The organism is Paenibacillus sp. FSL R5-0636, assembly GCF_037974255.1.
GTDB classification, from domain to species: Bacteria; Bacillota; Bacilli; order Paenibacillales; family Paenibacillaceae; genus Paenibacillus_AQ; species Paenibacillus_AQ odorifer.
In genome coordinates, this window is record NZ_CP150232.1 from 6,704,392 (window position 1) to 6,728,000 (window position 23,609).

At 44.4% G+C, this 23,609-nt stretch carries 18 protein-coding genes; 6 read left to right on the plus strand and 12 right to left on the minus strand.

Annotated elements, in window-relative coordinates; translation table 11 throughout:
- The first annotated feature begins 133 nt into the window (after nt 1-133).
- Nucleotides 134-853: a 3-ketoacyl-ACP reductase gene (locus MKX34_RS30610; RefSeq protein WP_036681981.1), complete on the plus strand. Its 720-nt coding sequence runs from the start codon at nt 134-136 to the stop codon at nt 851-853.
- A 658-nt stretch (nt 854-1,511) separates the two neighbouring features.
- Here the strand turns inward: MKX34_RS30610 and MKX34_RS30615 are convergent.
- The gene (locus MKX34_RS30615; RefSeq protein WP_179089309.1) at nt 1,512-1,652 is read right to left on the minus strand and encodes a hypothetical protein; all 141 of its coding nucleotides are present in this window, start codon (nt 1,650-1,652) and stop codon (nt 1,512-1,514) included.
- A gap of 156 nt (nt 1,653-1,808) precedes the next feature.
- Between MKX34_RS30615 and MKX34_RS30620 the strand changes: the two genes are divergently transcribed.
- Nucleotides 1,809-2,120: an antibiotic biosynthesis monooxygenase gene (locus tag MKX34_RS30620; RefSeq protein ID WP_036681985.1), complete on the plus strand. Its 312-nt coding sequence runs from the start codon at nt 1,809-1,811 to the stop codon at nt 2,118-2,120.
- Between the two features lie 419 nt (nt 2,121-2,539).
- On the opposite strand, the gene MKX34_RS30625 is transcribed toward MKX34_RS30620, so the two are convergent.
- The 7 genes from MKX34_RS30625 to MKX34_RS30655 all read right to left on the minus strand — a co-directional run bounded on the left by MKX34_RS30625 (nt 2,540) and on the right by MKX34_RS30655 (nt 12,292).
- The gene (locus MKX34_RS30625) at nt 2,540-4,765 is read right to left on the minus strand and encodes an MMPL family transporter (RefSeq protein ID WP_076274840.1); all 2,226 of its coding nucleotides are present in this window, start codon (nt 4,763-4,765) and stop codon (nt 2,540-2,542) included.
- Between the two features lie 211 nt (nt 4,766-4,976).
- Nucleotides 4,977-6,875 carry an ABC transporter ATP-binding protein gene (locus MKX34_RS30630; protein ID WP_076099696.1) on the minus strand — a complete coding sequence of 633 codons (1,899 nt, stop codon included), beginning with the start codon at nt 6,873-6,875 and terminating at the stop codon, nt 4,977-4,979.
- The gene (locus tag MKX34_RS30635; protein WP_076272917.1) at nt 6,872-8,632 is read right to left on the minus strand and encodes an ABC transporter ATP-binding protein; all 1,761 of its coding nucleotides are present in this window, start codon (nt 8,630-8,632) and stop codon (nt 6,872-6,874) included. The genes MKX34_RS30630 and MKX34_RS30635 overlap by 4 nt, the downstream gene beginning before the upstream one ends.
- On the minus strand, nt 8,625-9,146 hold the full coding sequence (locus MKX34_RS30640) for a MarR family winged helix-turn-helix transcriptional regulator (RefSeq protein WP_051491214.1): 522 nt from the start codon (nt 9,144-9,146) through the stop codon (nt 8,625-8,627). The genes MKX34_RS30635 and MKX34_RS30640 overlap by 8 nt, the downstream gene beginning before the upstream one ends.
- Nucleotides 9,147-9,416: 270 nt before the next feature.
- The gene (locus tag MKX34_RS30645; protein ID WP_076105042.1) at nt 9,417-10,814 is read right to left on the minus strand and encodes a DNA-binding protein; all 1,398 of its coding nucleotides are present in this window, start codon (nt 10,812-10,814) and stop codon (nt 9,417-9,419) included.
- A gap of 164 nt (nt 10,815-10,978) precedes the next feature.
- Nucleotides 10,979-11,287, minus strand: a complete 309-nt coding sequence (locus MKX34_RS30650; RefSeq protein ID WP_081382514.1) for an aspartyl-phosphate phosphatase Spo0E family protein — start codon at nt 11,285-11,287, stop codon at nt 10,979-10,981.
- A 75-nt stretch (nt 11,288-11,362) separates the two neighbouring features.
- Nucleotides 11,363-12,292, minus strand: a complete 930-nt coding sequence (locus MKX34_RS30655) for a LysR family transcriptional regulator (RefSeq protein ID WP_036682015.1) — start codon at nt 12,290-12,292, stop codon at nt 11,363-11,365.
- A 111-nt stretch (nt 12,293-12,403) separates the two neighbouring features.
- Between MKX34_RS30655 and MKX34_RS30660 the strand changes: the two genes are divergently transcribed.
- Nucleotides 12,404-12,778, plus strand: a complete 375-nt coding sequence (locus tag MKX34_RS30660) for a CidA/LrgA family holin-like protein (RefSeq protein WP_036682017.1) — start codon at nt 12,404-12,406, stop codon at nt 12,776-12,778.
- Complete coding sequence (locus MKX34_RS30665; RefSeq protein WP_036682019.1) at nt 12,772-13,455, plus strand: CidB/LrgB family autolysis modulator; 684 nt, start codon at nt 12,772-12,774, stop codon at nt 13,453-13,455. The genes MKX34_RS30660 and MKX34_RS30665 overlap by 7 nt, the downstream gene beginning before the upstream one ends.
- A 77-nt stretch (nt 13,456-13,532) precedes the next feature.
- Here the strand turns inward: MKX34_RS30665 and MKX34_RS30670 are convergent, their stop codons facing one another.
- Both MKX34_RS30670 and MKX34_RS30675 read right to left on the minus strand, forming a co-directional pair.
- Nucleotides 13,533-14,501: a Gfo/Idh/MocA family oxidoreductase gene (locus tag MKX34_RS30670; RefSeq protein WP_038573694.1), complete on the minus strand. Its 969-nt coding sequence runs from the start codon at nt 14,499-14,501 to the stop codon at nt 13,533-13,535.
- Nucleotides 14,502-14,554: 53 nt separating this feature from the next.
- Nucleotides 14,555-16,867 carry a helicase C-terminal domain-containing protein gene (locus MKX34_RS30675; protein ID WP_076297033.1) on the minus strand — a complete coding sequence of 771 codons (2,313 nt, stop codon included), beginning with the start codon at nt 16,865-16,867 and terminating at the stop codon, nt 14,555-14,557.
- Between the two features lie 283 nt (nt 16,868-17,150).
- On the opposite strand from MKX34_RS30675, the gene MKX34_RS30680 reads away from it, so the two are divergent.
- Nucleotides 17,151-19,016 carry an LTA synthase family protein gene (locus MKX34_RS30680; protein ID WP_038573700.1) on the plus strand — a complete coding sequence of 622 codons (1,866 nt, stop codon included), beginning with the start codon at nt 17,151-17,153 and terminating at the stop codon, nt 19,014-19,016.
- 114 nt (nt 19,017-19,130) lie between these two features.
- On the opposite strand, the gene MKX34_RS30685 is transcribed toward MKX34_RS30680, so the two are convergent.
- Complete coding sequence (locus tag MKX34_RS30685; protein ID WP_051491215.1) at nt 19,131-19,562, minus strand: MarR family transcriptional regulator; 432 nt, start codon at nt 19,560-19,562, stop codon at nt 19,131-19,133.
- Between the two features lie 243 nt (nt 19,563-19,805).
- Here MKX34_RS30685 and MKX34_RS30690 point away from each other — a divergent pair, with 243 nt between their 5' ends.
- Nucleotides 19,806-21,503 (plus strand): methyl-accepting chemotaxis protein, encoded by a 1,698-nt coding sequence (locus MKX34_RS30690; RefSeq protein WP_038573703.1) that lies wholly within the window; start codon nt 19,806-19,808, stop codon nt 21,501-21,503.
- Between the two features lie 77 nt (nt 21,504-21,580).
- Here MKX34_RS30690 and MKX34_RS30695 read toward each other — a convergent pair whose 3' ends face one another.
- Nucleotides 21,581-23,596, minus strand: coding sequence for an EAL domain-containing protein (locus MKX34_RS30695; protein ID WP_038573706.1), 2,016 nt, complete (start codon nt 23,594-23,596; stop codon nt 21,581-21,583).
- Nucleotides 23,597-23,609: the final 13 nt, after the last annotated feature.

The following is a 23,609-nucleotide window of genomic DNA, read 5'->3' on the forward strand; positions in this document are numbered from 1 at the left end:
GGCAGTTCGGATTCATGAAAAATTGCATTCCCTTTTCTAAGGGGCGATTGTAATTGCCCTATAGCATTCAGGTATAATAAGACTTGAATGAAGCAGCTGCTTCAAAAAAGTTTGAAGGAGAGTGACGATAGAGATGGATTTGAGAGGAAAGAGTGTTGTAATTACTGGTGCAGGCAAAGGGATCGGAAAAGCCTTGGCTATGGCACTGGCTAAGGAAGGTGCTAATTTAGGCCTGATCTCCAGAACTTCAGGTGATCTCGAAGCGCTAAAATCAGCCTTAACGGAAGTATATGACGTTAAAGTCAGTATTGCCGTGGCCGATATCGCCGTACGCGAAGAAGCTGAACGTGCTGTTGCTTCCCTGCAAAATGAGCTGGGAGCATTTGATGCATTAATCAACAATGCCGGGATCGCAAAATTCGGCACTTTAGTAGAAATGGACCCTGCAGACTGGGAGCGCCACATCCAAGTTAATCTCTACGGCACTTATTACGTAACCCGTGCTGCACTGCCTGCGATGATTGAGAAAAATGGCGGAAATATCATCAATATTTCATCCACAGCCGGAGAACGCGGCTTCGCGACAGGCTCTGCTTATTGCGCGTCCAAGTTCGCTCTCATGGGCATGACCGAAGCCCTCGCACAAGAAGTGCGCAAACACAATATTCGCGTCGTAGCCTTGACTCCAAGCACGGTCAACACTGGCCTAGCTTCCAATGCTGGACTCAAAATCGGTGATGAAGATCGCATGATGCAACCTGAAGATGTTGCTGAATTGGCACTGACAGCTTTGAAGCTGCCGGATCGCGTCTTCCTAAAAACAGCAGGACTATGGACCACCAATCCGCAATAAAATCGCGCTGGACGCGGAGGGAGCCGGGTGATCTAGGGTGATTGCACTTTGTGCAATCAATTTAGTGGCTCCCCTCCTTTTAGGCGATTGGGGCTTGATTCTATTGTACAGAATGCAACAGACTGCATTATTCAGACAACATTCAGGCTATTCTGTTGCACATTCTGCAATGTAACTTCATTTGTGGGCTATATTAGGTAACCGGGACTGCAATTAGGTGCTAGCTGGAATGGTGGTTTTGAGTAAACACTTTGGAGTTGAGTTGCACTTTGGCTTAGAGTAACGTTACGGTTGAGTTGGCACTTTACTTGCAGTAGTTACTTTTACTTGCGATAGTACTTTTACTTGCGATAGACACTTTACTTGCAGTAGACACTTGGATTTTTGGCAGGTACCTGAGTTTGCACAATACTTAACGTTTAAATAGATAATAGTTGCACTTTGTACATCTATTCAGCGTAATTAGAGGATAAATCATATTTTAATTGCACTCTATACAGTTAAAAAAAGGCTATTCTCGTCGATTCACCAGATTCGCACAAATTAGTTGCAGAGAATACACTTATTCGATCGTTTCTGGTGTGACGGATAATTTAAGTGTACAAAGTGCAATTAAGCGCCCGCGTTCTTGTGTCTTTTGGGGTGGTCTTTTATTTTGTTAGTTGGTTTGTGGTTTGTGTATTGTGTTCTGTGCCTTGTACCTTGTACCTTGTCCTTGTGTCTTGTACCTTGCGCCTTGTCCTTGTGTCTTGTACCTTGTACCTTGCGCCTTGTCCTTGTGTCTTGTGCCTTGTGTCATATACCATTGCTCCGTACTTTCGGGTGTACTGTGCTTTTGAGAATCACGATGTTACCTTGAGGTCTTGATGTTAATTTCCAAGGTTCTCATGTTATATTTTTTCGATTCACAATGGCCTGAGAATATACTAACTTTCTGATCGGAGGTTTATCTATCATGCTGGTAGTAACTAATACTATTAAAGTAAAAGAAGGTCATGGCGAAGCTATTGCTCAACGTTTCGGAGGAAATAATGGTGTACAGGATATGCCTGGTTTTGTACGTATGGAGGTATGGCGCGGAAATGCCAAAGAAGGTATCGAGGAATTAAAAATCTGCACCGTATGGGAGAATGAGGATGCGTTCAAAGGCTGGACCTCCAGCGAGTCCTTCCGTCAGTCGCACCGTGGTGCTGGTGGTAATGACGCAATCCTGGGTGCTTCCATCGATAAATATGAGCTAATGATCAGCCGCACGCCTGGTAACTAAGTATTAGGACTAACCAATCGGAGTTGTAGCTAGATTGGACCAGCAGTGTGTACGGGATTGTTGTCCGATAAGCACAGTAACTAATTAACTATTACTGCTAGGTTAACCAATACAGCGCGCTAGTTAACTCTTACCGCCGGGCTAGCCAATACAGCGCGCTAATTGTCTTTTAACACTGGGTTAACCGTTACAGCACGCTAATTAACACAGTTATCGCTTCTAAATGCTAATTGCTACAGTAAAAACTTAGAGTGATTATCGTCCAGCAGACTTATTGATTAGCCTATTAGATACAGTTCAGTTAGTTGGTACAAGCAGCACTATTATCCAGCGATGTCCTGGACCTAAGCCTAAAACAAACAGGGATGTCCGGAGCCAATATGGCTCTGGGACATCCCTGTTTGTTGTTTATAAACTCATTATTTACTTACATCTGGCTGAGGAGTCTCCACCTCTTGATGTTTACCCGGCCAGAACGACCAACGACCAAAGAGCGTCGTAATAGCTGGTACAAGGAACGGACGAACCACGAAGGTATCCAACAGAACACCAAGAGCGGTGATGATACCGAACTGCACAAGCACCTGAATCGGCAAGCTTGCCAATACAGCAAATGTACCTGCCAGAATGAGGCCGGCAGAGGTAATTACCGAGCTGGTCTCATTCACACCTTCCGCGATAGCCTGCTTAAGCGGCATGGTTTTACGCTTTTTCCAGATATTCGAGATCATGAAGATGTTGTAGTCTTCTCCAAGTGCCACCAAGAAAACAAAGGAATACAGTGGGATCGCTCCCTGAATGGCATCTGCTCCCATCACATAGTGAATGATAATCCAGCCTAAGCCAAGCGCTGAGAAAAAGGAGAGAATAACGGTGCCGACCAGATAGATGGTGGCCACTATTGAACGCAGATATATCAACAACAGTAAGGTGATCATTCCGATGACCACGGGGATAATCAGATCGGTATCCCGATCTCCAATCTCTTTAGTGTCGTGCTGTGTTGCCGTCTGTCCGCTTACCCACACATGATCCGCAGGGTTCGCAACGTCTACATCGATTAATGCCTGCTCTGCGGTAGCAAGAAGGGTAGGAATATGCCCCATCGCTTCTAGTGAATAAGGATTGCTTTTAAATTCAATATCAAAACCAACAATATCTTTGTTTACTGCCCCCTGCTGCGGATCGGAAACCGTGTCCACATAGGTAAGTCCGCCAAGAATGACCTTTAGATCCTCTCCACTCGCTTTTCCTTGGGTATCAATAATCAGCTTCGCTGGAGCCAATTCTCCGGGAGAGAACTGTTTGCCAATAAGGTCGAACCCTTCGCGGGACTCCATATTTTTAGGAAAAGAGGATAGGATATCATACGTAAATTTGATGCCACTGGAGAATGAAGCCAGAATCCCCAGGCCGATAACGGTCACACCTACGATAGCCCAAGGCCGGGTTACTACCAAGCCGCCAATGCCCTTTTTACGGGAAACCTTGGGTTCAGGAACAGGTTTGCCTTTAGCCTTAGCCCGTTCTACCTCCATTTGCGGTGTGCGCGGAATGAATGGGAAGAACGAGGTCCGTCCGAAGATCGCCAGCAGTGCTGGTACGAGGGTTAGACTGGCAATTCCCATGATGAAGATCGACACGCTAAATGGAATGGCAAAACGATGATAAGCTCCATACTTAGCCAGCAATAATGCGAACAGCGCGAGCACGACGGTGAAGCCGCTCATAGCAATTGCACCTGAAGATTCGGTAATGGAGCGAAGAAGGGCACGACTCTTGCTCTCCTCTACCTTCAACAACTGCCGGAACCGTGAAATCAGGAACAGACAATAGTCCGTACCAGCTCCGAATAACAAAACGGTCATAATCGAGATCGCCTGTGAATCCACTGTGATCCAGCCTTCTTGCGCCATTTTTCCAAGAATCGGGCTAGTTACGCCATAAGCGAACCCAACCGCAATAAGCGGAATAAACGCCAATATCGGCGAACGATAGATCACCAATAAGAACACCAGAACAAGCATAACCGTAGCAATTAACAAGGAAACGTCTGCGTTTTTGAACAGCCCTGTAGCATCTATGGAGATGCCCACTGGACCTGTAACACGTAAACTCAGGTCTTTTCCATCTACCTTAGCAGCAGAGGAGTCTCCGCCCGTCTCCGTGTTTATGATCTTCTTCATTTCTGTCACAGCTTCGCCGAGCTGATCACTATCTGCCGTTTTATCAAAAAGCACTGGGGTTACCAGCGTACTAAGATCCTCAGATAACGAGGCTTGTAATGCTTGTGGCGGCAGTTGTCCTAATGGTGGAACAAAATTCTGATGGGGCAATGGTTGCTGCTCCAACTTCTTGTACACAGCAGTGATATGTAATAAATCATCTTGTGAAAGCCCGCCTTCTCTATGCCATACGAGCAGCGCAGGCACTCCACTTCCACTAGGGAATTCTTGCTCTGCAATAGCTGCTGCCTGTACCGATTGTGAATCATCTGGGAGGTTAGGCGCATTATTAGCAACCTGAGAATTCACTGCAGGCCATAACAGGGTAAGTGCACCTACAAGCACTATCCATACGAGAAGAGTAATCCACTTCGTCTTTTTTCCTGCCACCCATTTTCCGTAGCCTGACATTCCCTTCATCCTCTCCTTTACCTTGCAGCCTTAAAAATGAGCCGCGGGTCATTTTTTATTCTATCATATATATGCTTTAATTTTTAATCAAACTTTTTTTATTTTTCAGAAAAATTAAAGCACCTCATCACATATAAAATACCCCTCTCTTCACATAAAAAATCAGCATCATGTGAAAAGAGGGGTTTATGATTAACTATACTTTTTTCTTCACTTCAATTTAGCCTACGTCCAAATCCCCTTCAGAGAACTGACTGTTATAGAGATCCGCATAGAATCCGCCTTGTGCCAGCAGTTCTTCGTGGTTGCCTTTCTCGATTACACTACCTTGGTTCATGACAAGAATGAGATCCGCATCACGAATCGTCGAGAGACGGTGGGCAATAACGAAGCTTGTTCTGTTTTGCATCAGCGCATTCATCGCTTTTTGAATCAGCAATTCAGTCCGTGTGTCGACACTGCTCGTTGCTTCATCAAGAATGAGGATCGATGGATCAGCAAGAATAGCGCGAGCAATAGTAATCAACTGCTTCTGTCCTTGTGAAATATTAGAAGCTTCTTCATTTAACACCGTATTGTAGCCAAGCGGAAGTGTGCGGATAAAGTGATCAGCATGCGCAGCCTTGGCCGCCCGCACCACATCAGCTTCTGATGCACCTTCACGACCGTAAGCAATGTTATCACGAATCGTACCGTTGAAGAGCCAGGTATCCTGAAGCACCATACCAAATTTACTGCGTAGGTCACTCCGTTTCATATCGGTAATGTTGACGCCATCAATGATAATTTCCCCATCGTTAAGCTCGTAGAAGCGCATCAACAGGTTAATCAAAGTGGTTTTACCAGCACCAGTAGGACCGACAATAGCTATAGTCTGACCTGGACTAACCTCAATATTCATGTCCTCAATCAGAATAGCATCCTCTTTATAGCCGAATTTCACATGACGGAACTCAACGGAGCCTTCCGGAGCACCTTCATCAAGCTTCACAAGTGTAGTATTAACTTCTTTGACTTCCTCTTCTTCATCCAGAAGTTCAAATACACGTTCTGCGGAAGCAATGGTGGATTGAATAATGTTAGCAATATTAGCCGTTTGTGCAATCGGCTGGGTGAACTGACGTGAATATTGAATGAAGGCTTGGATATCCCCGACATCAATCATTTTTTTAGTAACAAAAATACCACCCACAACACAGATAAGCACATAACCCAAGTTACCGATAAACATCATAAGCGGCATAATCATACCCGACATAAATTGGGAGCGCCAGCCAGAATCATATAGCTTATCGTTTATTTCATCAAAATCTTTAAGCGACTGCGGTTCGCGGCCGAAAGCTTTAATAATCCGGTGCCCTGTATACATTTCCTCTACATGACCATTCAACTGACCAAGCGATTTCTGCTGTCTCACAAAATAAGTCTGCGAACGTTTGGAGATCGCCATAATCACAATAAAGCTGAGTGGCAACGTAGTAATCGTGATTAAAGTCAGCCATGGGCTGATGGTAAGCATCATCACAATAACACCAATAATAGTGACGATTGAGGTAATCAGCTGCGTTAAACTTTGCTGCAACGTGGTACTGATGTTATCCACGTCATTCGTAGCACGGCTGAGAATTTCCCCGTGTGTACGGGAGTCAAAATATTTTAAAGGTAAACGCTCCAGCTTGCTGTTGATCTGCTCACGCATGTCATAAACTACCTTCTGCGCTACTCCAGCCATTACATATTGCTGAATGTAACTAAACAAAGCACTAAGCAGATACAATCCCGCGAGCAGGATCAGAATATCATTAATATATCCAAAATCAATGGAGGCACCCTCTACACCCATCAATTTGCCGTAAGCACCTTCGAACAGTTTGGTTGTAGCTTTACCCATAACCTTCGGACTGAAGATACTGAACACCGTACTGGCAATCGCCATAATTAGTACAATAATCAATTGAACCATACGTGGGCGTAAATATTTGATCAAGCGACGAAGTGTACCTTTAAAATCTTTAGCCTTTTCTGCCGGCATCCTCATTCCAGGACCGCCACCCGGTCCACCCGGACCTTTATGGCCGCGGGGAGCTGCAGGCTTATGTTCTCTGTTTTGTTCGCTCATGCTATTTCCTCCTCTGACAGCTGCGAGGATACGATCTCGCGGTACACATCACTGCTCTCGAGCAGTTCACGGTGAGTGCCCATTCCAGCAATTTCACCCTCATCAATTACAATAATCCGGTCCGCATCCATAACGGTGCTAACCCGCTGAGCTACGATCAATACGGTGGATTCCGTAGTTTCAGCTTTGAGAGCCGCGCGAAGTTTGGCATCTGTCTTGAAATCAAGAGCTGAGAAGCTATCGTCGAACAGATACACCTCAGGTTTTCTCACAAGCGCCCGAGCAATGGACAACCGCTGTTTCTGACCACCAGAGACGTTATTCCCGCCTTGGGCAATTTCCGAGTCAAACCCTTCCTTCATCGCGGATACGAAATCGTAGGCTTGAGCCACCTTGGATGCATGAATGATTTCTTCATCCGTAGCATCCTCTTTACCGTAGCGGATGTTCTCATTAATCGTACCCGAGAACAATACTGCTTTTTGAGGGATGTAACCGATTTTGCTCCGCAGCTCTTCCTGTGTCATCTCACGCACATCCACTCCGTCTACACGTACAGCACCTTCATTAACATCATAGAACCTTGGAATCAAGCTGAGCAGCGTAGATTTACCCGATCCGGTACCCCCGATAATTGCGGTAACTTCACCCGGACGAGCACTAAAGCTAATTTTCGAAAGTGCAGGCTGTTCTGCCCCTGGATAGGAAAAAGATACATTCTCAAACTCAACAAAACCACGTAAAGAATCGCGTCCGTCTTTTTTAGTAGCTTGAGCTGTTGTATGCAGTTCACTCTCAGTAGGATCTGTAAATTCAGGCTGCATATCCAGTACCTCATTGATACGCACGGCTGAAGCTGAAGCACGCGGAATTAACACGAACATCATCGATACCATAATCAGAGAGAACATAATTTGCATCGCATATTGGATAAATGCCATCAGGGACCCAACTTGCAGATCGCCGTCACCAATTCGAATTCCACCAAAATAAAGAATAGCAATCATAGAAAAGTTCATTACAATCATCATCAGCGGCATCAGGCCGGCCATGATTTTGTTGACCTTGATAGCTGTATCCGTAAGATCACGGTTAGCTTCGGTGAAACGTCTATTCTCATGATCAATCCGGTTAAAAGAACGAATAACACGAATACCTGTCAGATGCTCACGCAGCACTAGGTTTAATTTATCAAGCTTAATCTGAATGGCTTTAAACAGTGGCAGACCCTTCATCCCAATAAAGAAGATCGCCCCAACAAGTACAGGAATAACGACTACAAAAATCAATGATAATTTAGCATCTTCAGATACTGCCATGATGATACCACCAATCATCATCATCGGTGCCCCGATCATCATGCGCAACATCATAGTAAGTACGGTTTGAACTTGTGTAATATCATTTGTTGTACGTGTAATCAAAGATGCTGTACCTAACTTATCGAATTCATGCAGAGTGAAATTCTCTACATGATTAAAGACTCGAGCACGCGTGATTTTACCAAACCCAGCCGCCACTTTTGCCGATAAGTAACTGGCAATTACCGAACATAAAGCACCGCCACCTGCAACCATGAGCATGAAACTACCTATTTTCCAAATATAAGCGCGATCTCCTTGAACGATCCCTTTGTCGACGATGTCAGACATCAGAGTAGGAAGGTATAAATCACCCATGGACTGCAAAAATACAAGGATTAATACAGCACCAATAGCTACCCTAAAAGGCTTCAGTTGTTTAAATAATTTAATCAAGCTTCTCATCTCCGTTCATTTGTAGCCTATCCCAATCAGGTGGTGGATTATCCTCAACGTATTCATGTACCTTAAGCAATAGCTCAGTGAGCTGTTTAGTGTCTTTTTCGCCTAAGTGTTGTACAAGCTTATCAAGCATCACATCACGATAATGTTCCGCTTTTCGTGTGAGTTCTTTTCCACGTTCCGTCAATTTTACGCGTACAACTCTTCGGTCCGAAGGATCCGCGTGTCTTTCCACCATCTGTTTCGCTTCAAGACTGTTAATCAGCTGCGTGATGGTAGGAGGAGTGAATCCAAGTAGTCGGCTGATTTCAGACACCTTAAGACCCTCTTCATCAGAATGATTCCATTTTTCAATGCATATCATTAAAGTCATCTCACTTGGCTTGTGGCCCTCAACGCCCTTTTGCCATTGAGCTTTATGCAGGCGTTTCATCGCCGCAAAAAGCCCGTGTGCGACTGAATTTTCAGTATTTTCTGTATTTCCTCCGTTTATCCCAATTTCCTTCACCTCTATTTTAGTTAGGTCAACTAATTATTAAACACTATATTATTTAGGCTACCTAATTATATTTTCGCCGGATTGCTTTGTCAAATTATGAATACGCTATCAATTATTACGAAAAAGAAAACTCCCCAGCACGAGTGCAAGGGAGTAGTTATGCGTATATGTATCTGTATATAAAATATTGCCAAGGATAACCTTTAGAATCCTGCTCCGTGCTCATAAGTTGTGATTGGTCCATTACTTCCGGAACCAACTGGGCCGATAATGATGAAGCTAAACAATGCTAAAATGCCTGCCATCATCAATAGTGATTTTTTCATCTTTTCTCACCTCCCTTATCAGCTTTCTGTATTTCTCCTGTTGATTTAGAGTTGCATAGTCCCTATTGGTCTCAAATAAGGTCACGCACTTAATGAAGTCTATTCCATTATTAGTCTTAATAGATAACTCTAAAGACTGTATGATATAGTCCACACCCGTAATATATTGTCCATTGTTTATTAGATACATGGCTATTTGATAGTACAACCGATATAATCGGTCAATATTAATGGGATCTTCAAACTGTTCAAATCGTAACATTTCCCGTGCAAAACGTTTAAGCACATCATCTACAGAAAATCTGTAATGATTAGCCGATTCCATAATAATAATGAGTCCTGGCAATATTTCTCCGGGGTGCTCAGCCAAAAAAGCTACATAGTCCGGTACAACCTTTACGTTCCCCTCCAGCATTTCCAGTGTGAAACTGTTCCCAACTGCAAATAATCGGAATTGTTCTACAGCTTGCTGGCCTACTTCATCCAACATCTCAAACCAGCCTAAGTCTGCATAACCAGCGGTATATTTCTTCGCAGCTTCATATTGACCTTGCTTCGTCAACGAAATTGCTTTAAGTAAATATCCGTGTCCATAATAAACAACGAGCGGACGTTCCGTACAGAGTTCTTCTCTTCGTTTGTCTCCGCTCCTCCGCAGTTCTTGGCGGTAAACTGCATTGGCTAAAGCTCTCAACTCATCAGCATAGATCTCCATTTCTTCCCATCTGCGAAGAGCGAAACATAGCTGTGTCAGCATCAATAAACCATCTAATTGCAAATTTTCCGGAAGGCGTCCCCTAAAAGGACTAAAGCTAATGACTGCGCGTAGCTTCTCCTCCATATCAAGTGTTTGCAAAAATTTAAAATTACGATAATGACTGATCGCGAGACGTTCACTATAACTATCCGACTCGTTCTCTACTACAATCTTGTAAAAAAACATGGATTCCTGAACTTTGCCTTTATTGAATAATTTATCAGCAACAGAATAAATGATATCCAGCGGCTTGGTAGACTCTAATAACCTGCTTATAGTTTCATCAATGCAATTCTGTTTGCCCAATTCAGCACAACGAATCAAAAAAGGCTCCACTCTACGGCGTGAGACCTTCTCATCATTGAAGCATTCATCAACATATAGAGGATATAACCAACCTTCTGGAAAACCAAAGGCTTTTATAATTGCATCTACTTGTCCCAAGGACATAGGCTTCGGCGGATTTCCATGCAGAATTGCACTGAGGCTGCCTCGATTCAGGCCACAAATTTTTGAAAATGAGGCGAGATTATGGCCGGAGCGGGACAAATTTTTCTCAATTTCTGAGCGTATAGTTGTTAACTTTCCCTCCACTCGGCACCCCCAAAGTTTGACTTGAAAAGATTCTATTAATTGACATTATAGGTGAAAGTTATGGATTGTACAACAAATAGATTGTACGACAAATAGAGGAGCCTAATACGCTCCTCTAGATCAGTAACATCTTCATAGTATTATAATACTATGTCGTTGGTAGTTTAGCTAACAGTGATGGCGGTTTTGGAACTTCTACTATAGGATGTAATGCCGGCTTTCCGGTTGCGCAAATTTTCCATCATCTTATTTTGTGCCAGCAAAATATAGCTGTCTAATCGCTCACTGAGCTCTAAAACAGCACGGTCACTAAGACTCCGTTGCTCTGCAACCTCCAGCAATTCACATCTAAGACTCTCTATAGTTACAAGTAGCTCATCTTCTTTATAATCTTTTCTATGATTATTCTTGGAGGAATTTGGATTTTGTGTCACATCTCTCTCCTTCTCTCTATCAACATCTTCTCCTATCATAAGTCATGATACCAAAAAACATATTTTCAAAAAAAAGAAAAATTGTAGAGCTTCTAACAAAAACGGAATTACTATTTATTCAGAGTCCTCCGCATGCTGGTCAGGGAGCTCATTGGGATACTGTTCTCGCAAAAGTCCCTTTGCAAAAGAAATCCATTCGCGTGCCGCAAAAGATAAATAACGGTCTCTACGCCACGCCATAGCAAGCTGCCACGGAATTACCGGATCCGTCAAAGGCACAACAACTAACCGTGATCGATCCATATCCCGGCATATGGTCTCTGGCAACAATGCGATTCCCATACCGGCAGCCACCATGCGGCTAATTAAGTCCCATTGGGAGCTCTCATAGATTACCTTAGGCTGAAATCCCGCCTTCACACATTCCGTAATAATCCGATCATGCAGCGTAAAATCCTCCCGGAACAGCACAAACTCCTCTTCGGCCAGTTCACTTAACGGAACAAAGTCTGCACCGGCCAGCCGATGTCCTACAGGTAAAATAAGATTCAGCTTCTCTTCAACAAAAGTGAAACAATGAAGTTTGGCTGTATTTACAGGCAGCACAACCATTCCGATGTCCAGCAAGCCCGTTTCTACATCTTCTTCCACTTTTTTCGCGCCATCCTCATGCAGACGAATAGTAACCTGCGGATAACGTTTATGAAATTGACCAATCACCGAAGGAAAAAAGCTCGCCCCTACCATTGGAGGCAGACCGATGCGGATGTGGCCCTGCTCCAAATTTCGTAAGCTATCCAGCTCAGAAGACAAGCTGGCGAACGACTCCACGATATTTTGCGCTTTGGTGAACAGAATTTCCCCCGCATCTGTAAGCCGGACACTTTTCCCTTCACGGTAAAACAAATCCGCCTCCAGCTCGATCTCCATATTCCGGATCATTTTACTGATCGTTGGCTGAGAAATATATAAGGATTCGGCAGCCCGAGTAAAGCTTTTCATTCGTGCTGCTTGGACGAAATATTCTAATTGTCGGATATCCATCTTCCAACCTCCGATACATAGACAAAAGGAATGTCATTTATTCAATCTATTCATTTTACCTATGAAAACAATTGATGTAAACTTTCATTATCATGAAAGGAGCGAAGCCTTATGAAAAAGATTGTTATAGGCTTGCTGCAGGTAGCAGGACTTACCCTATTCTCATTACTAATCAATGCTGTAACCCCATTATTGCATATCCCTATTCCCGGAAGCATACTCGGAATGATTATATTGTTTCTTTTGCTTGAGTTTGGTGTCATTCATCTGAATTGGGTTGAAGTTGGTGCTTCTTGGCTACTGGCTGAGCTCTTGCTGTTCTTTATTCCATCTGCTATTGGCGTAATGAAATACGCGAATATTCTGGAAACTGATGGTTTACGAATCCTCGCGGTGGTCATTTTGGGTACGATTGTTGTAATGGCCAGTTCCGGATTACTTACCAGTAGAATTTACAAAGCAAAGGAGCGGAAAGGATCATGTTAAACGCTCTGTTATTCTTCGGTCTTACGGTTGCTGTGTATCTACTGGCGAAACGCATTTATGCTTCTAGTGGCAAAGTGTACACCTCTCCATTGATCATTACACCAGTGCTTATGATTATCTTCTTACTCATCACAGGCATTACTTATGATTCTTACAATGCGGGAGGCAAATGGCTGACGGATTTGCTGCAACCGGCAACTATGGCCTTTGCAATCCCTTTGCATAAAAACTTCAAGGTGCTCAAAAAGCACGCCGCCGAAATTGCGGCAGGCGTGCTGTCAGGGACGATAACAGCGGTGATCTCTTCTATTCTGCTCGCCAAATGGCTGCATGTCAGCGGCGATCTGGCAGCCAGTCTGGTTCCACGTTCGGTGACTACGCCGATCGCTATGAGCATCTCGCAAAGTATCGGCGGTGTACCGAGTATTACTGCAGTCTTCGTCATCATTACCGGGATACTCGGTACAATGATGGGCCCTACAGTGCTCCGCATCTTCCGCATTGACAATGAAATCGCGCGTGGTGTATCGCTGGGAACCGCTGCGCATGGTACAGGAACATCCAAGGCCTTCGAGCTTAGTTCACTGACCGGAACCATCTCCAGTATTGCGATGATTCTGTCCGCGCTGTTATCCATAGGTGTGGCGCCAGCTTTACTCGCGGTATTCCTCCACTAGGCTAACCCAGCTTGAGCCAAGGACATGTCTCTTTAGCACATCTAAGGCGACATGTCCTTTTTTTAAGAGATCTAAACCTAGAATTTAACCGGAAGTCCACTTTGTGCTGAATCGTAAGCCGCGCAGGTTACTTTAAGCGTCTTGAATCCATCCTCATAGTCACTGAGAATACGTGAACGATCACCTGTCCGTACAGCATGCAGAAAAGCTTCACTTTCCACTAAATATGGATTTCCTGTGTTTTCAAATTCGGTGCTATTGCCACTTCGCACTTCCAAGAGACGATCCGGGTTCCAATCCAGCAATCCCCGATCATTATAGAAACTAAGTCCTACACTTCCCACCGGATCAGGCAGTACACATGTATTTGAAATATTAGCTATGATTCCATTCTCAAGCTTCAGAGATACGGTACCTACATCGGCTACGCTCACACCTTCATGCTGCTCATGCATAATTCGGTTTCCGAACATGCCGTATACTTCTTTTACCTCTCCTGCCAGATAACGCACTAAATCGACGATATGAGTAGTCTGCTCGGTGAACTGTCCTCCGGATTGCTCCTGATCACGCCACCAAGCTACGCCCGGCATGCCGCCCATCCACTGGCCCATAACCATACCGATCTTATCACCACGTAGTGTTTCCTTGAGCCGTCTGACATTCTCTTGATAACGGAAATGGTAACCTACCGAGGTCAATAAATTATGTTCTTTAATATCTTGCAGCAAGCTCGCAGGAATTTCAGTAGTCATACTAAGCGGCTTCTCTATAAAAAAAGGAATATCCCTCTTGATTAATGAACGTTCAATCGCACCATGAGATTGTGGAGGCACACAGATATAAACAGCATCAAGCGTCTCTGCATCCAACATCTCTGTAATATCACCATATCCAGCAGCTCCGTATGGACGTGCCATATCTTCGCCTTTGGCTTTACTGCTTCCACAGACTGCCTGCAACTGGACATCATCCATCCCTGCCAGCAAATCAGCATGTACCTTAGAGAACCAACCCGTACCCACAATACCCACTTTTAATGTCATATTATTTCCCCCTGCCGATTGATTATGAATACCCTTTCGTAGATTATAACCTCTTACGAGCGGATAAGATAATCTCTCCATTCTTCGGGGAGCAAATGCATATATGGACTCTGCAAAAAACGGTCATCAGCCAACACGATAATGCCCGTATCCGTCTCGCTGCGAATCAACCGGCCTCCGGCTTGCAGTACCTTGCACATTCCCGGATAGACATAGGCATAATCAAAGCCATTTTTTCCTCTGGCATTAAAATATTGACGCAGCAGATTGCGTTCAAGACCAAGCTGTGGCAGGCCAACGCCAACAACCATAACCCCATTGAGGCGATCCCCTGGCAGATCCACACCTTCTGAAAAAATTCCTCCAAGTACAGCAAATCCCAATAACGTCTCGTCATTGTCTGGACTAAATGCAGCTAAAAAACTTTCTCTAGCTTGCTCACTCATGCCCGTATCCTGCATCAATGTCCGGATTTCAGGGTAATTCTCCGTAAAGGCCTGATATACGTTTTGTAAATAGAGGTACGAAGGAAAAAACACCAGATAATTGCCCTTCTTGGAGACCATTTGGCTTAGTGCTTTAGTCAACGGAACTAGGGAAGCTTCCCGGTCATGATAACGTGTGGAGACAGGTAAGACGGTTACTTCCCACTGCTCCTTCTGAAAAGGGGAAGTAACGGTTAGACTGTAATCTTCCTCCGCCGCACCAATCATATCCCGGTAGTAAGATAATGGAGAAAGTGTAGCTGAGAACAGGATCTGACTGCGAAAGCTCTTGGACATCTGCCGAAGCAGATGCGAGGGATCCAAATTGAATAGCTTGAGATAGACATCCCCTCTACGAACCTCCGCATAGGTAATGTAGCGTTCATCATAGGTCTTAAAGGTGCGGAGCATGCCCTGAACTGCAAAATAGGTATCCAAGAGGACATTTTCCCCTTCTCCTTCCCCATTCAGTGAGACAATACTGGAGCTGGGGTGAATAAGTTCCTGTTCCGCCTCCAAAGAAAATATCTCAAGCAAAGCCGGCAGCTCCTCCGGGAACGAGTCCCACTGCCCTTGCCCCTCTTCATTGCAAATTTTGCGAAGGGAGATGAAAAAAGCATTCACCGATTTAGCGGTTTTACTCAAACTCCGGTTCATTTCTTTATATTGGCGCTGGATCTCCAGGAAAGGGGCTTTCAGCAAAGAGGCGGAGAACATTTCCCGTCCCCGGTCTACCAGATTGTGTGCTTCATCTACTAGAAGTACCGTTTCTCTCTTTCTTTCCTCTGTTAGCCGTTTCAGACTGATGCGAGGATCATATATATAATTGTAATCGCAGATCACAGCATCACAGGCATAGGCCGCATCCAATGAGAACTCAAATGGGCACACTTTGTGTTTGTGAGCATACAGTGCAATGGTGTCTCTGCTCATGAGCGTCTCGTGCTCTAACAGATCCATCAACGCCTCGTTGATCCGGTCATAATAACCATCCGTATAAGGACAGGAATCCTTACCGCAAACCCCCTCTTCGCGAAAACAGGCCTTCTCTTTAGCGGTAATAGTGATGACATGCAGCTGAAGTCCCTGCGTTAGCAACAGCGAGATGGCTTCCTGCGCGGCAAAACGGGTAACCGTCTTTGCCGTTAAATAGAACAATCCCTTAGCTTGTCCTTCGCCCATCGCTTTAAGGACAGGAAACAACGTCGACATTGTTTTCCCAATACCTGTGGGTGCTTGAGCGAACAGACTGACCTTTTCCACGACGGACTTATATACGGCTCCTGCAAAATGACGTTGTCCCTTTCGATAAGAGGAGAACGGAAAGCTCAACTCCCGAAGACTCTGCTCCTTCTTAGCCTCATGATGAACCATCATCTCGGCGTACGGAGCATATCTAGCTACTGTGTCATTCACAAATGAAATCAGCTCTTCAAAAGACAACGTTCGGTACAAGCTTTTTTGCTCATCAGTGGCCCGGTGGACATAGGTAAGCTTAACCTGAATAGAAGAAAGCTCTTGCTCCAGAGCTATCATATATGCGTACATCAGCGCCTGTGCCCAGTGAACCTCATGTCCCTCATCCAGTAAATCCAGCAGTCCGGAGGTTGACTTGATTTCTTCGACCGTAAAGCTCCCATCCTCCGAGACAAGCAATCCATCACAACGCCCATCTACAACATAAAGCAGGTTTCCATAAGGAATTTCCGTTTTCAAATAAACCTCTTTGCGGTCACCTTCCTTATATTGCTTTTGGATTTTCTGATGAATTCTTGTGCCTTCGACCATAGCGCCCGTTCCATGAAAGCCAGGCTCAATGCTTCCGCTGCGAAAAACATATTCAACGAGAGTTCTAACTGATAAAGCTACTGTAGAGCCCATCCGGCATCACATCCTTTAATTTTCCATATATTCTTTTTGCTCCCAATCACCATTTTAGTCCTGAATTCGTTGTATAACCCTGCATGAGAGCAAGAGCGTCAGCTTCAACCCTATGTGTTTAACTTTACGCGCTCCGCTAAGCTTATACTTAGGATCTCGATTTTTGACATTCTATAGCTAGCCCTGCATAATAAATTTTATTACTATGGAATTATTTTGTCTGGGGCGCTGTTTCTTCCTAGCCGGGAAATAGCGTTTTATCATGTAGAAAGAAGGCGAAGCTGTGTCATCCTTTAACTTTAAACAGTGGATCGTTAAACCTTTTGTGTTTTTCACAATAATTTTTATTCTAAAAGCTTTCTTGGCATGGGGCGTAATCTTTGACGATATATTGCCCTGGAAATCATTATTAACTGAAATCCCCTTTGCTTGGGCGCTCTTCTGTATCATTGAACGTTTTGGTTCCAAGCGCAAGCTCGGATATTACATGACCGTAAATTTATTAGTGACAGCCATTTTCTTCGCAGCCATTATGTATTTTAAATATTATGGTGTTATTGTGACTTACCATGCAGCGGAGCAGGTGAATCAAGTCACCGCCGTCAGCAACAGCGTATTCTCACTAATGGATCCATACTACCTGCTGATTTTTACAGACATCATTATTCTCGGAGTTTATTTCTTCTTTAATAAAAAAGGCCGGGTCTATAAGAAAGAGAATATCAACCGCCGCCGTGGCGGAAAACTTAAGTACAGCGTTCTGTTTGCAGTCTCACTTGCTTTATGCCTGTTCAACATCTTGCCTAATAAGGCCAGCATGAACGAAATTAAGAAAGCCCAGGAAATGGGAATTCTTAATTATGAAGCCTATACGATCTTCGCTAAAGAAGAGCCTGAGCTAGTCAATTCAAGTGACATTACACAAGATGCCATCAACAAATTGAAGGGGATTAATACTACGGCTAGTTCTCCACTTCAAGGCATCGCGAAAGATAAGAACCTTATTATTATTCAAATGGAATCTTTCCAGAATTTTTTGCTAGGACTTAAATTAGACGGTCAAGAAATTACACCGAACCTGAACAAGGTGATGAAGGACAGTCTTTACTTCCCTAATTTTTATCAAATGGTTGGTCAAGGGAATACGTCGGATGCAGAGTTCGTAGTTAATACTTCCTTCTACATCCCTCCACGTGGAGCGGCAACGATGTCCTATGTAGATAAGGTACTGCCGAGTCTGCCACGTGTGCTTAAAGAAAATGGTTATCAGACTGCAACCTTCCACACCAATGTCGTAGAATTCTGGAACCGCGGCGAGCTGTATGACTCCCTGGGCTTCGATCATTATTATGATCGCAAATTTTTTGGTGAAGATGATGTCTTTTTCTTTGGCGCTTCTGATGATACGCTCTACAGTAAGACAGCCGACAAACTAAAAGAAATGGACCAACAGGAGCAGCCTTTTTACGCTCAAGTCATTTCAATGTCAGCGCATCACCCTTTTACTATTCCGGAAGAAAAATACCGTATGGAGCTGCCAGAGCGTTATGAAGGTACTTTTGTTGGTGACTATATCCGTTCCCAGAACTATGCGGATGATGCTTTTGGACATTTTGTAGAAGAGCTTAAAGCGAAAGGTGTCTGGGACAATAGTGTAATCATGATTTATGGAGATCATATGGGATTGCCGATTTATTCCCTCGATCATGATGATAAAGAATTGATGACTGAAATCTATGGTCATGAATACAGTTATGCGGATATGATGAACATCCCTCTGCTTATTCATGCAGGTGATGGCGTAGCGCCGCAGACCATTGATGAAGTAGGCGGAGAAGTGGATATCATGCCAACCGCTGCAAGTCTGCTTGGGATTTCATTAGAGAATAACGTATATTTTGGTCAAGATCTACTCAGTCAGACTTATAATTTGCTGCCAGAACGATATTATTTACCTTCTGGTTCATTCATTGCCAGCTCAGGATTGCTTATTCCTGGTAACAGCTTTGAAGACAACACTCAGTACTCTATTTATAACGATGGAACAACACCAAGTGCCACTGAGGACGAATATAACCGTGCCTTGAGGCTTTTACAGCTTTCCCACAGCTATATCACTCAGTTGCCCGACAAACAACCTAAACAATAAATTACAGGGCGTAGGCAACCAACGAACAAAAACAGCAGAGCAGCGATTCCCCAATAATGGAGAACCGCTGCTCTGCTGTTTTTTATAAAGATATCCATTCCGAAGCTTAGCTGACTAACGCTCCTGATCCTCGATCATACGGTAATACTCTGCAAAGTTGCGTAGTTCTTCGGGCTTCAGTATGGACAAATGCTCCGCCAGCAGTTCTTTGGACCGGAAATGTCCTTCTTCCAGCACCTGCTGACCCTTCTCGGTGATCGTTACTACAACCGCTCTCCGATCCTTCCCATCCGGCTCACGCTTGATATAACCCAGCACCTCCAAACGGTCCAGCATCACCGTCACTGCACTGGATTTGACCTCCATACTTTCTGCCAGCTGTACCACCCGCGACTTCTTTTCTTTCGCTATCATATTTAACAGACCCATCTGAGGCACCGTAAGTCCGAGTTCTTTGTGCAAAGACATTTGAGACATAATCTTACGCTGTACTCTCCACATGGATAGTCCAAGACGATCAATTAACGGATCTATTTGATGTGGCATATTTGTTCAACCCCAATCCGTTTTTAATAACTCAAGCGTACCACTAGAACTGGTAATGATTCAATGGTTTTGTCTACTAAACCATTGAAAGCATGCTGGAAAGCGCAAACTTCCACGAATCTCCAATTTCCGACACAGAAATACTATATTCCATGTAAGGTTATGAGCATATCAATGCGATATAATCGTAGAGGTGAGAGCTATTATCACTGAGAACATAATTTGTCAAGGTTGGTGCGAAGAATGAAATTAGCAACTAAATTAACTTGGATGATGTTCATCGTCTTACTTCTTGTAGGATCATCCATCGGGTTCTTCGGATACCGTACAGCTTATAAGCAAGTAGACGAAGCCGCAGGTATCGAATTGGTAGGATGCGCTAATATTACAACCGGCCTGATTGACCCCGCAGATATTTCCGCATTGTTGGCAGGCGATCAAAGTAAACTGGAGGCTGTAGAGGATCGAATCGGTTGGATTGTGGCACATAAGGCTATTTTTAAAGAGGCATTCATCTTATCCTTAGACGGAAAAGTACTTGCCGCAGATTCAAGCTTCCAGGCTAGAGGTTATAAAGCAGGCGATACTTTTTATTTTTCAGATGAAGATAAGCAAATGATTACTGAGCATAAGCATTCCTCCTACTCCAAGGTTTATACATACGAAGGTACCTCACTTAAGACAGGTTACGGCCCCATCTATCAGGATCATGATCCATCCAAACCTATAGTTGCGCTGATGGCCATTAATTTCGATGGCTCCATAATTCAAGAAAGAACCCAAGATATCATAGTTCAGCCCTTTATTATCGGAGCTTCCATTCTGGTTATAGCTATCGTAGCAGCTTATCTGTTAATCCGCCGAATGATAAGTCCGTTAACGAAGCTGTCTAAAGGGGTCAATCTTGTTGCACAAGGCGACCTTACTCATAATCCTATTTTATTCAACAGCAAGGATGAGATTGGTACATTAGCCCGTAATTTTAATGACATGACCCAAAGCCTGCGCTTGCTTATTACCGAGGTCAATGAGACTTCCATGCAGGTAGCTTCCTCGTCCGAAGAGCTCTCTGCCAGTGCACAGGAAACCAACCGGGCCGGTGAGTACAGCGTCAATGTTACAATTGAGCTTGCGGATAGCGCGAATTCACAGCTGCAGAATATGGAGGGCGAATATAAGTCTGTACAAGACCTGTCTCGCTTCATCACAGAGATTGCAGGCAATGCAGATAACGCGATGAATAATGCGGTCAGCAACGCTAATAAAGCCCGTACAGGCCGTGAAGCAATGGATTCCACCACACAGCAGATGAGAGTCGTAAGTGACAGCATTACCGACCTAGCAATCATTATTGAAACCTTGGGTGGTTATTCCAAAGAAATCGAAAATATCGTGGGTACTATTGCCAGCATCGCAGAGGAAACCAATCTCCTGTCCCTAAATGCAGCGATTGAAGCCGCAAGAGCTGGAGAAGAAGGAAGAGGGTTTGCGGTCGTTGCCCATTCCGTGCGTAAGCTTGCTGAGCGCTCAGCCCATTCCGCTGCGCAAATTGGCCAGCTGGTAAACATCATCGTGAATCAGATGGATCAAGCAGGAGAAACAATGAAACGCTCTACAGAAGAGATGGAGCACGGCAGAGAAATGATTGCCACGGCAGGCCAGTCCTTCTCGGAGATAGAAATGTCTGTCTCGGGAATGGCCTCACAAAGTCAGCAGATCTCCGGAACAGTTCGACAGCTTTCGCTAATTTCCGACCGTCTCGTTACAACCCTTCAGAATATCGTAAATGTCGCTAATCAGACAGCCAGCAGTGCAGAGACATTATCCGCTTCCTCAGAAGAACAGCTTGCCGCGATGGAAGAAGTTGAGTCTGCAGCAGCTTTCCTGTCCTCACTAGCTGAGAAGCTGCAAATTCTGATTGAACGATTTAAGGTTTCTTAATAGCAAAGGGGCTAGCGTCCAAGCAGAGAAATTCTGCTTGGACGCTAGCCCCTTGTTCTATGTATTGAGATCATCTGCTACGATACTGCTGTATTCGCTATAAACCACTGGCCCAGCTCATGCACCGGCATTGGCCGCCCATAATAATAACCCTGCATCACTCTGCAGCCTAAGGATTGCAGCAGCTCAATCTGCTCTGGTGTCTCCACACCTTCCGCCACGACCTCCATATTAAGATTGGTGGCAATCGCAATGATATTACTGATAATAGCTTTCTTGGAATGCATCTTGCTCTTACGAATAAACACTTGATCAATCTTGAGTGTGTTCACTGGAATCTCATCTAAATTACCAAGGGACGAAAAGCCTGTCCCAAAGTCATCCAGTGATACCCTTACCCCAAGTGCCCGAAGTCTGGATAGCTGCGCAACCGTCTCTTCCATGTTATTCATCGCAATGGACTCTGTAATCTCCAGTTCAAGGAAATGTGGTTCTAGGCCTGAACGTGTGAGTGCTTCTTCTACAACATCGTATAAGCCCCCGCCCTCAAACATCCGCGCTGACATATTAATAGAGACTGCGACATTTGCTATCTCTTCCTTATGCCAAAGCATGTTCTGGCTGCATACATCATGCAGCATCCAATAGGTAATGGGGACAATTAGTCCCGTTTCCTCTGCGATGGGAATGAATTCCGCGGGAGAAATTATCCCATGTTCAGGGTGCCGCCAACGCAGCAGTGCTTCAAGACCCACGGTAACGTTCATATACGAATCCCATTTCGGCTGGTAAACAACCATAAACTCGGAGCGTGCCAGCGCTTTACGAAGATCCTTCTCCAGCGACATCCGTCTCAGCTGATGGCGGTTCATCTCCTGATCGAACACACTGAATTTATTCTTACCCGAATCCTTAGAGGTATAAAGAGCTGTATCGGCTGCCTTCATTAACGCTGAGCGGTCAGTTCCATGCATAGGGGTCATACTGATCCCCACACTTGCAGTAACATATAGCTCATTACCTTGAATACTGTAGTATTTCTTAAGCTCATATAAAATGTGCTCTGCTTCCTCTTGCGCATCCTCCACAGTACAATCTGGAAGAGCGATCAGGAATTCATCTCCGCCCAAACGAAAGACCTTGCCTTTACTTCCTACAGATCGTCTTAATCTTATAGCGACCTCTCGCAGTAACAAGTCCCCTATATCATGTCCAAGCGTATCATTAATCGACTTAAACCGATCCAGATCCACAAAAAATACGGCACCGGATCTACTCCCGAAAAATTCATCTTTAAAATAACGTACCAGGCCATGCCTGTTCGGAAGATCAGTTAGTGGATCATAATAAGCCATCCGTTCCAGCACATGCCGGTCCAGAAATACAGCACCACCAGAAATCGCAAGCATAAATAGCGTTACCAAGGATACTCCCATTAAGAGAATAACATCAGTCTCCATAAAAAAAGTTGTATTGCCTAACAGACCGTTATATTCAAAATGAGTCGCCCTTACACTCGTATAATGCAATCCAGTTACCGAAAATCCGATAAAGAGAGCAGAGTATAACTTCCAGCGGTTAAAACCCACATAGTCTTTAAACTTGTGAAATAGAAATAATCCGATAAAAGACGAGAGCATAACGAGGATTACAGCACATGTCTGAGTCCATATCTCATAATGGATCTCCGCTGCGATCTTCATGGAGGACATCCCGATATAATGCATAGCAGAGATCCCGCTGCCCAGTAGAACACCACTAACTATTAAACAACTTTTTCTTAAACGTGGCACAAACGTAATCCGGAATGCCGAATAGCAGCACAATACACCAACCAATAACGATAATACAGCCCTGCCTGGATAATAATTCACGCTAAAAGGAAAACGGCTCGCCATAATCCCTACATAATGTATCGACCATATGCCACTGCCGAGTACACATGCCCCCGATATTAACCATAAGCGACGAACTTTCCCAAACGAGCGAGGGACTTGCGAGATCAGATTCAGCGCGGAATAAGCTGCAGTCGCCGCTAGCGCAAATGATAGTAAAACAATCCAAACGTTATAGTGGATTCCCATTTTATCCATTAGTTAACCTCTT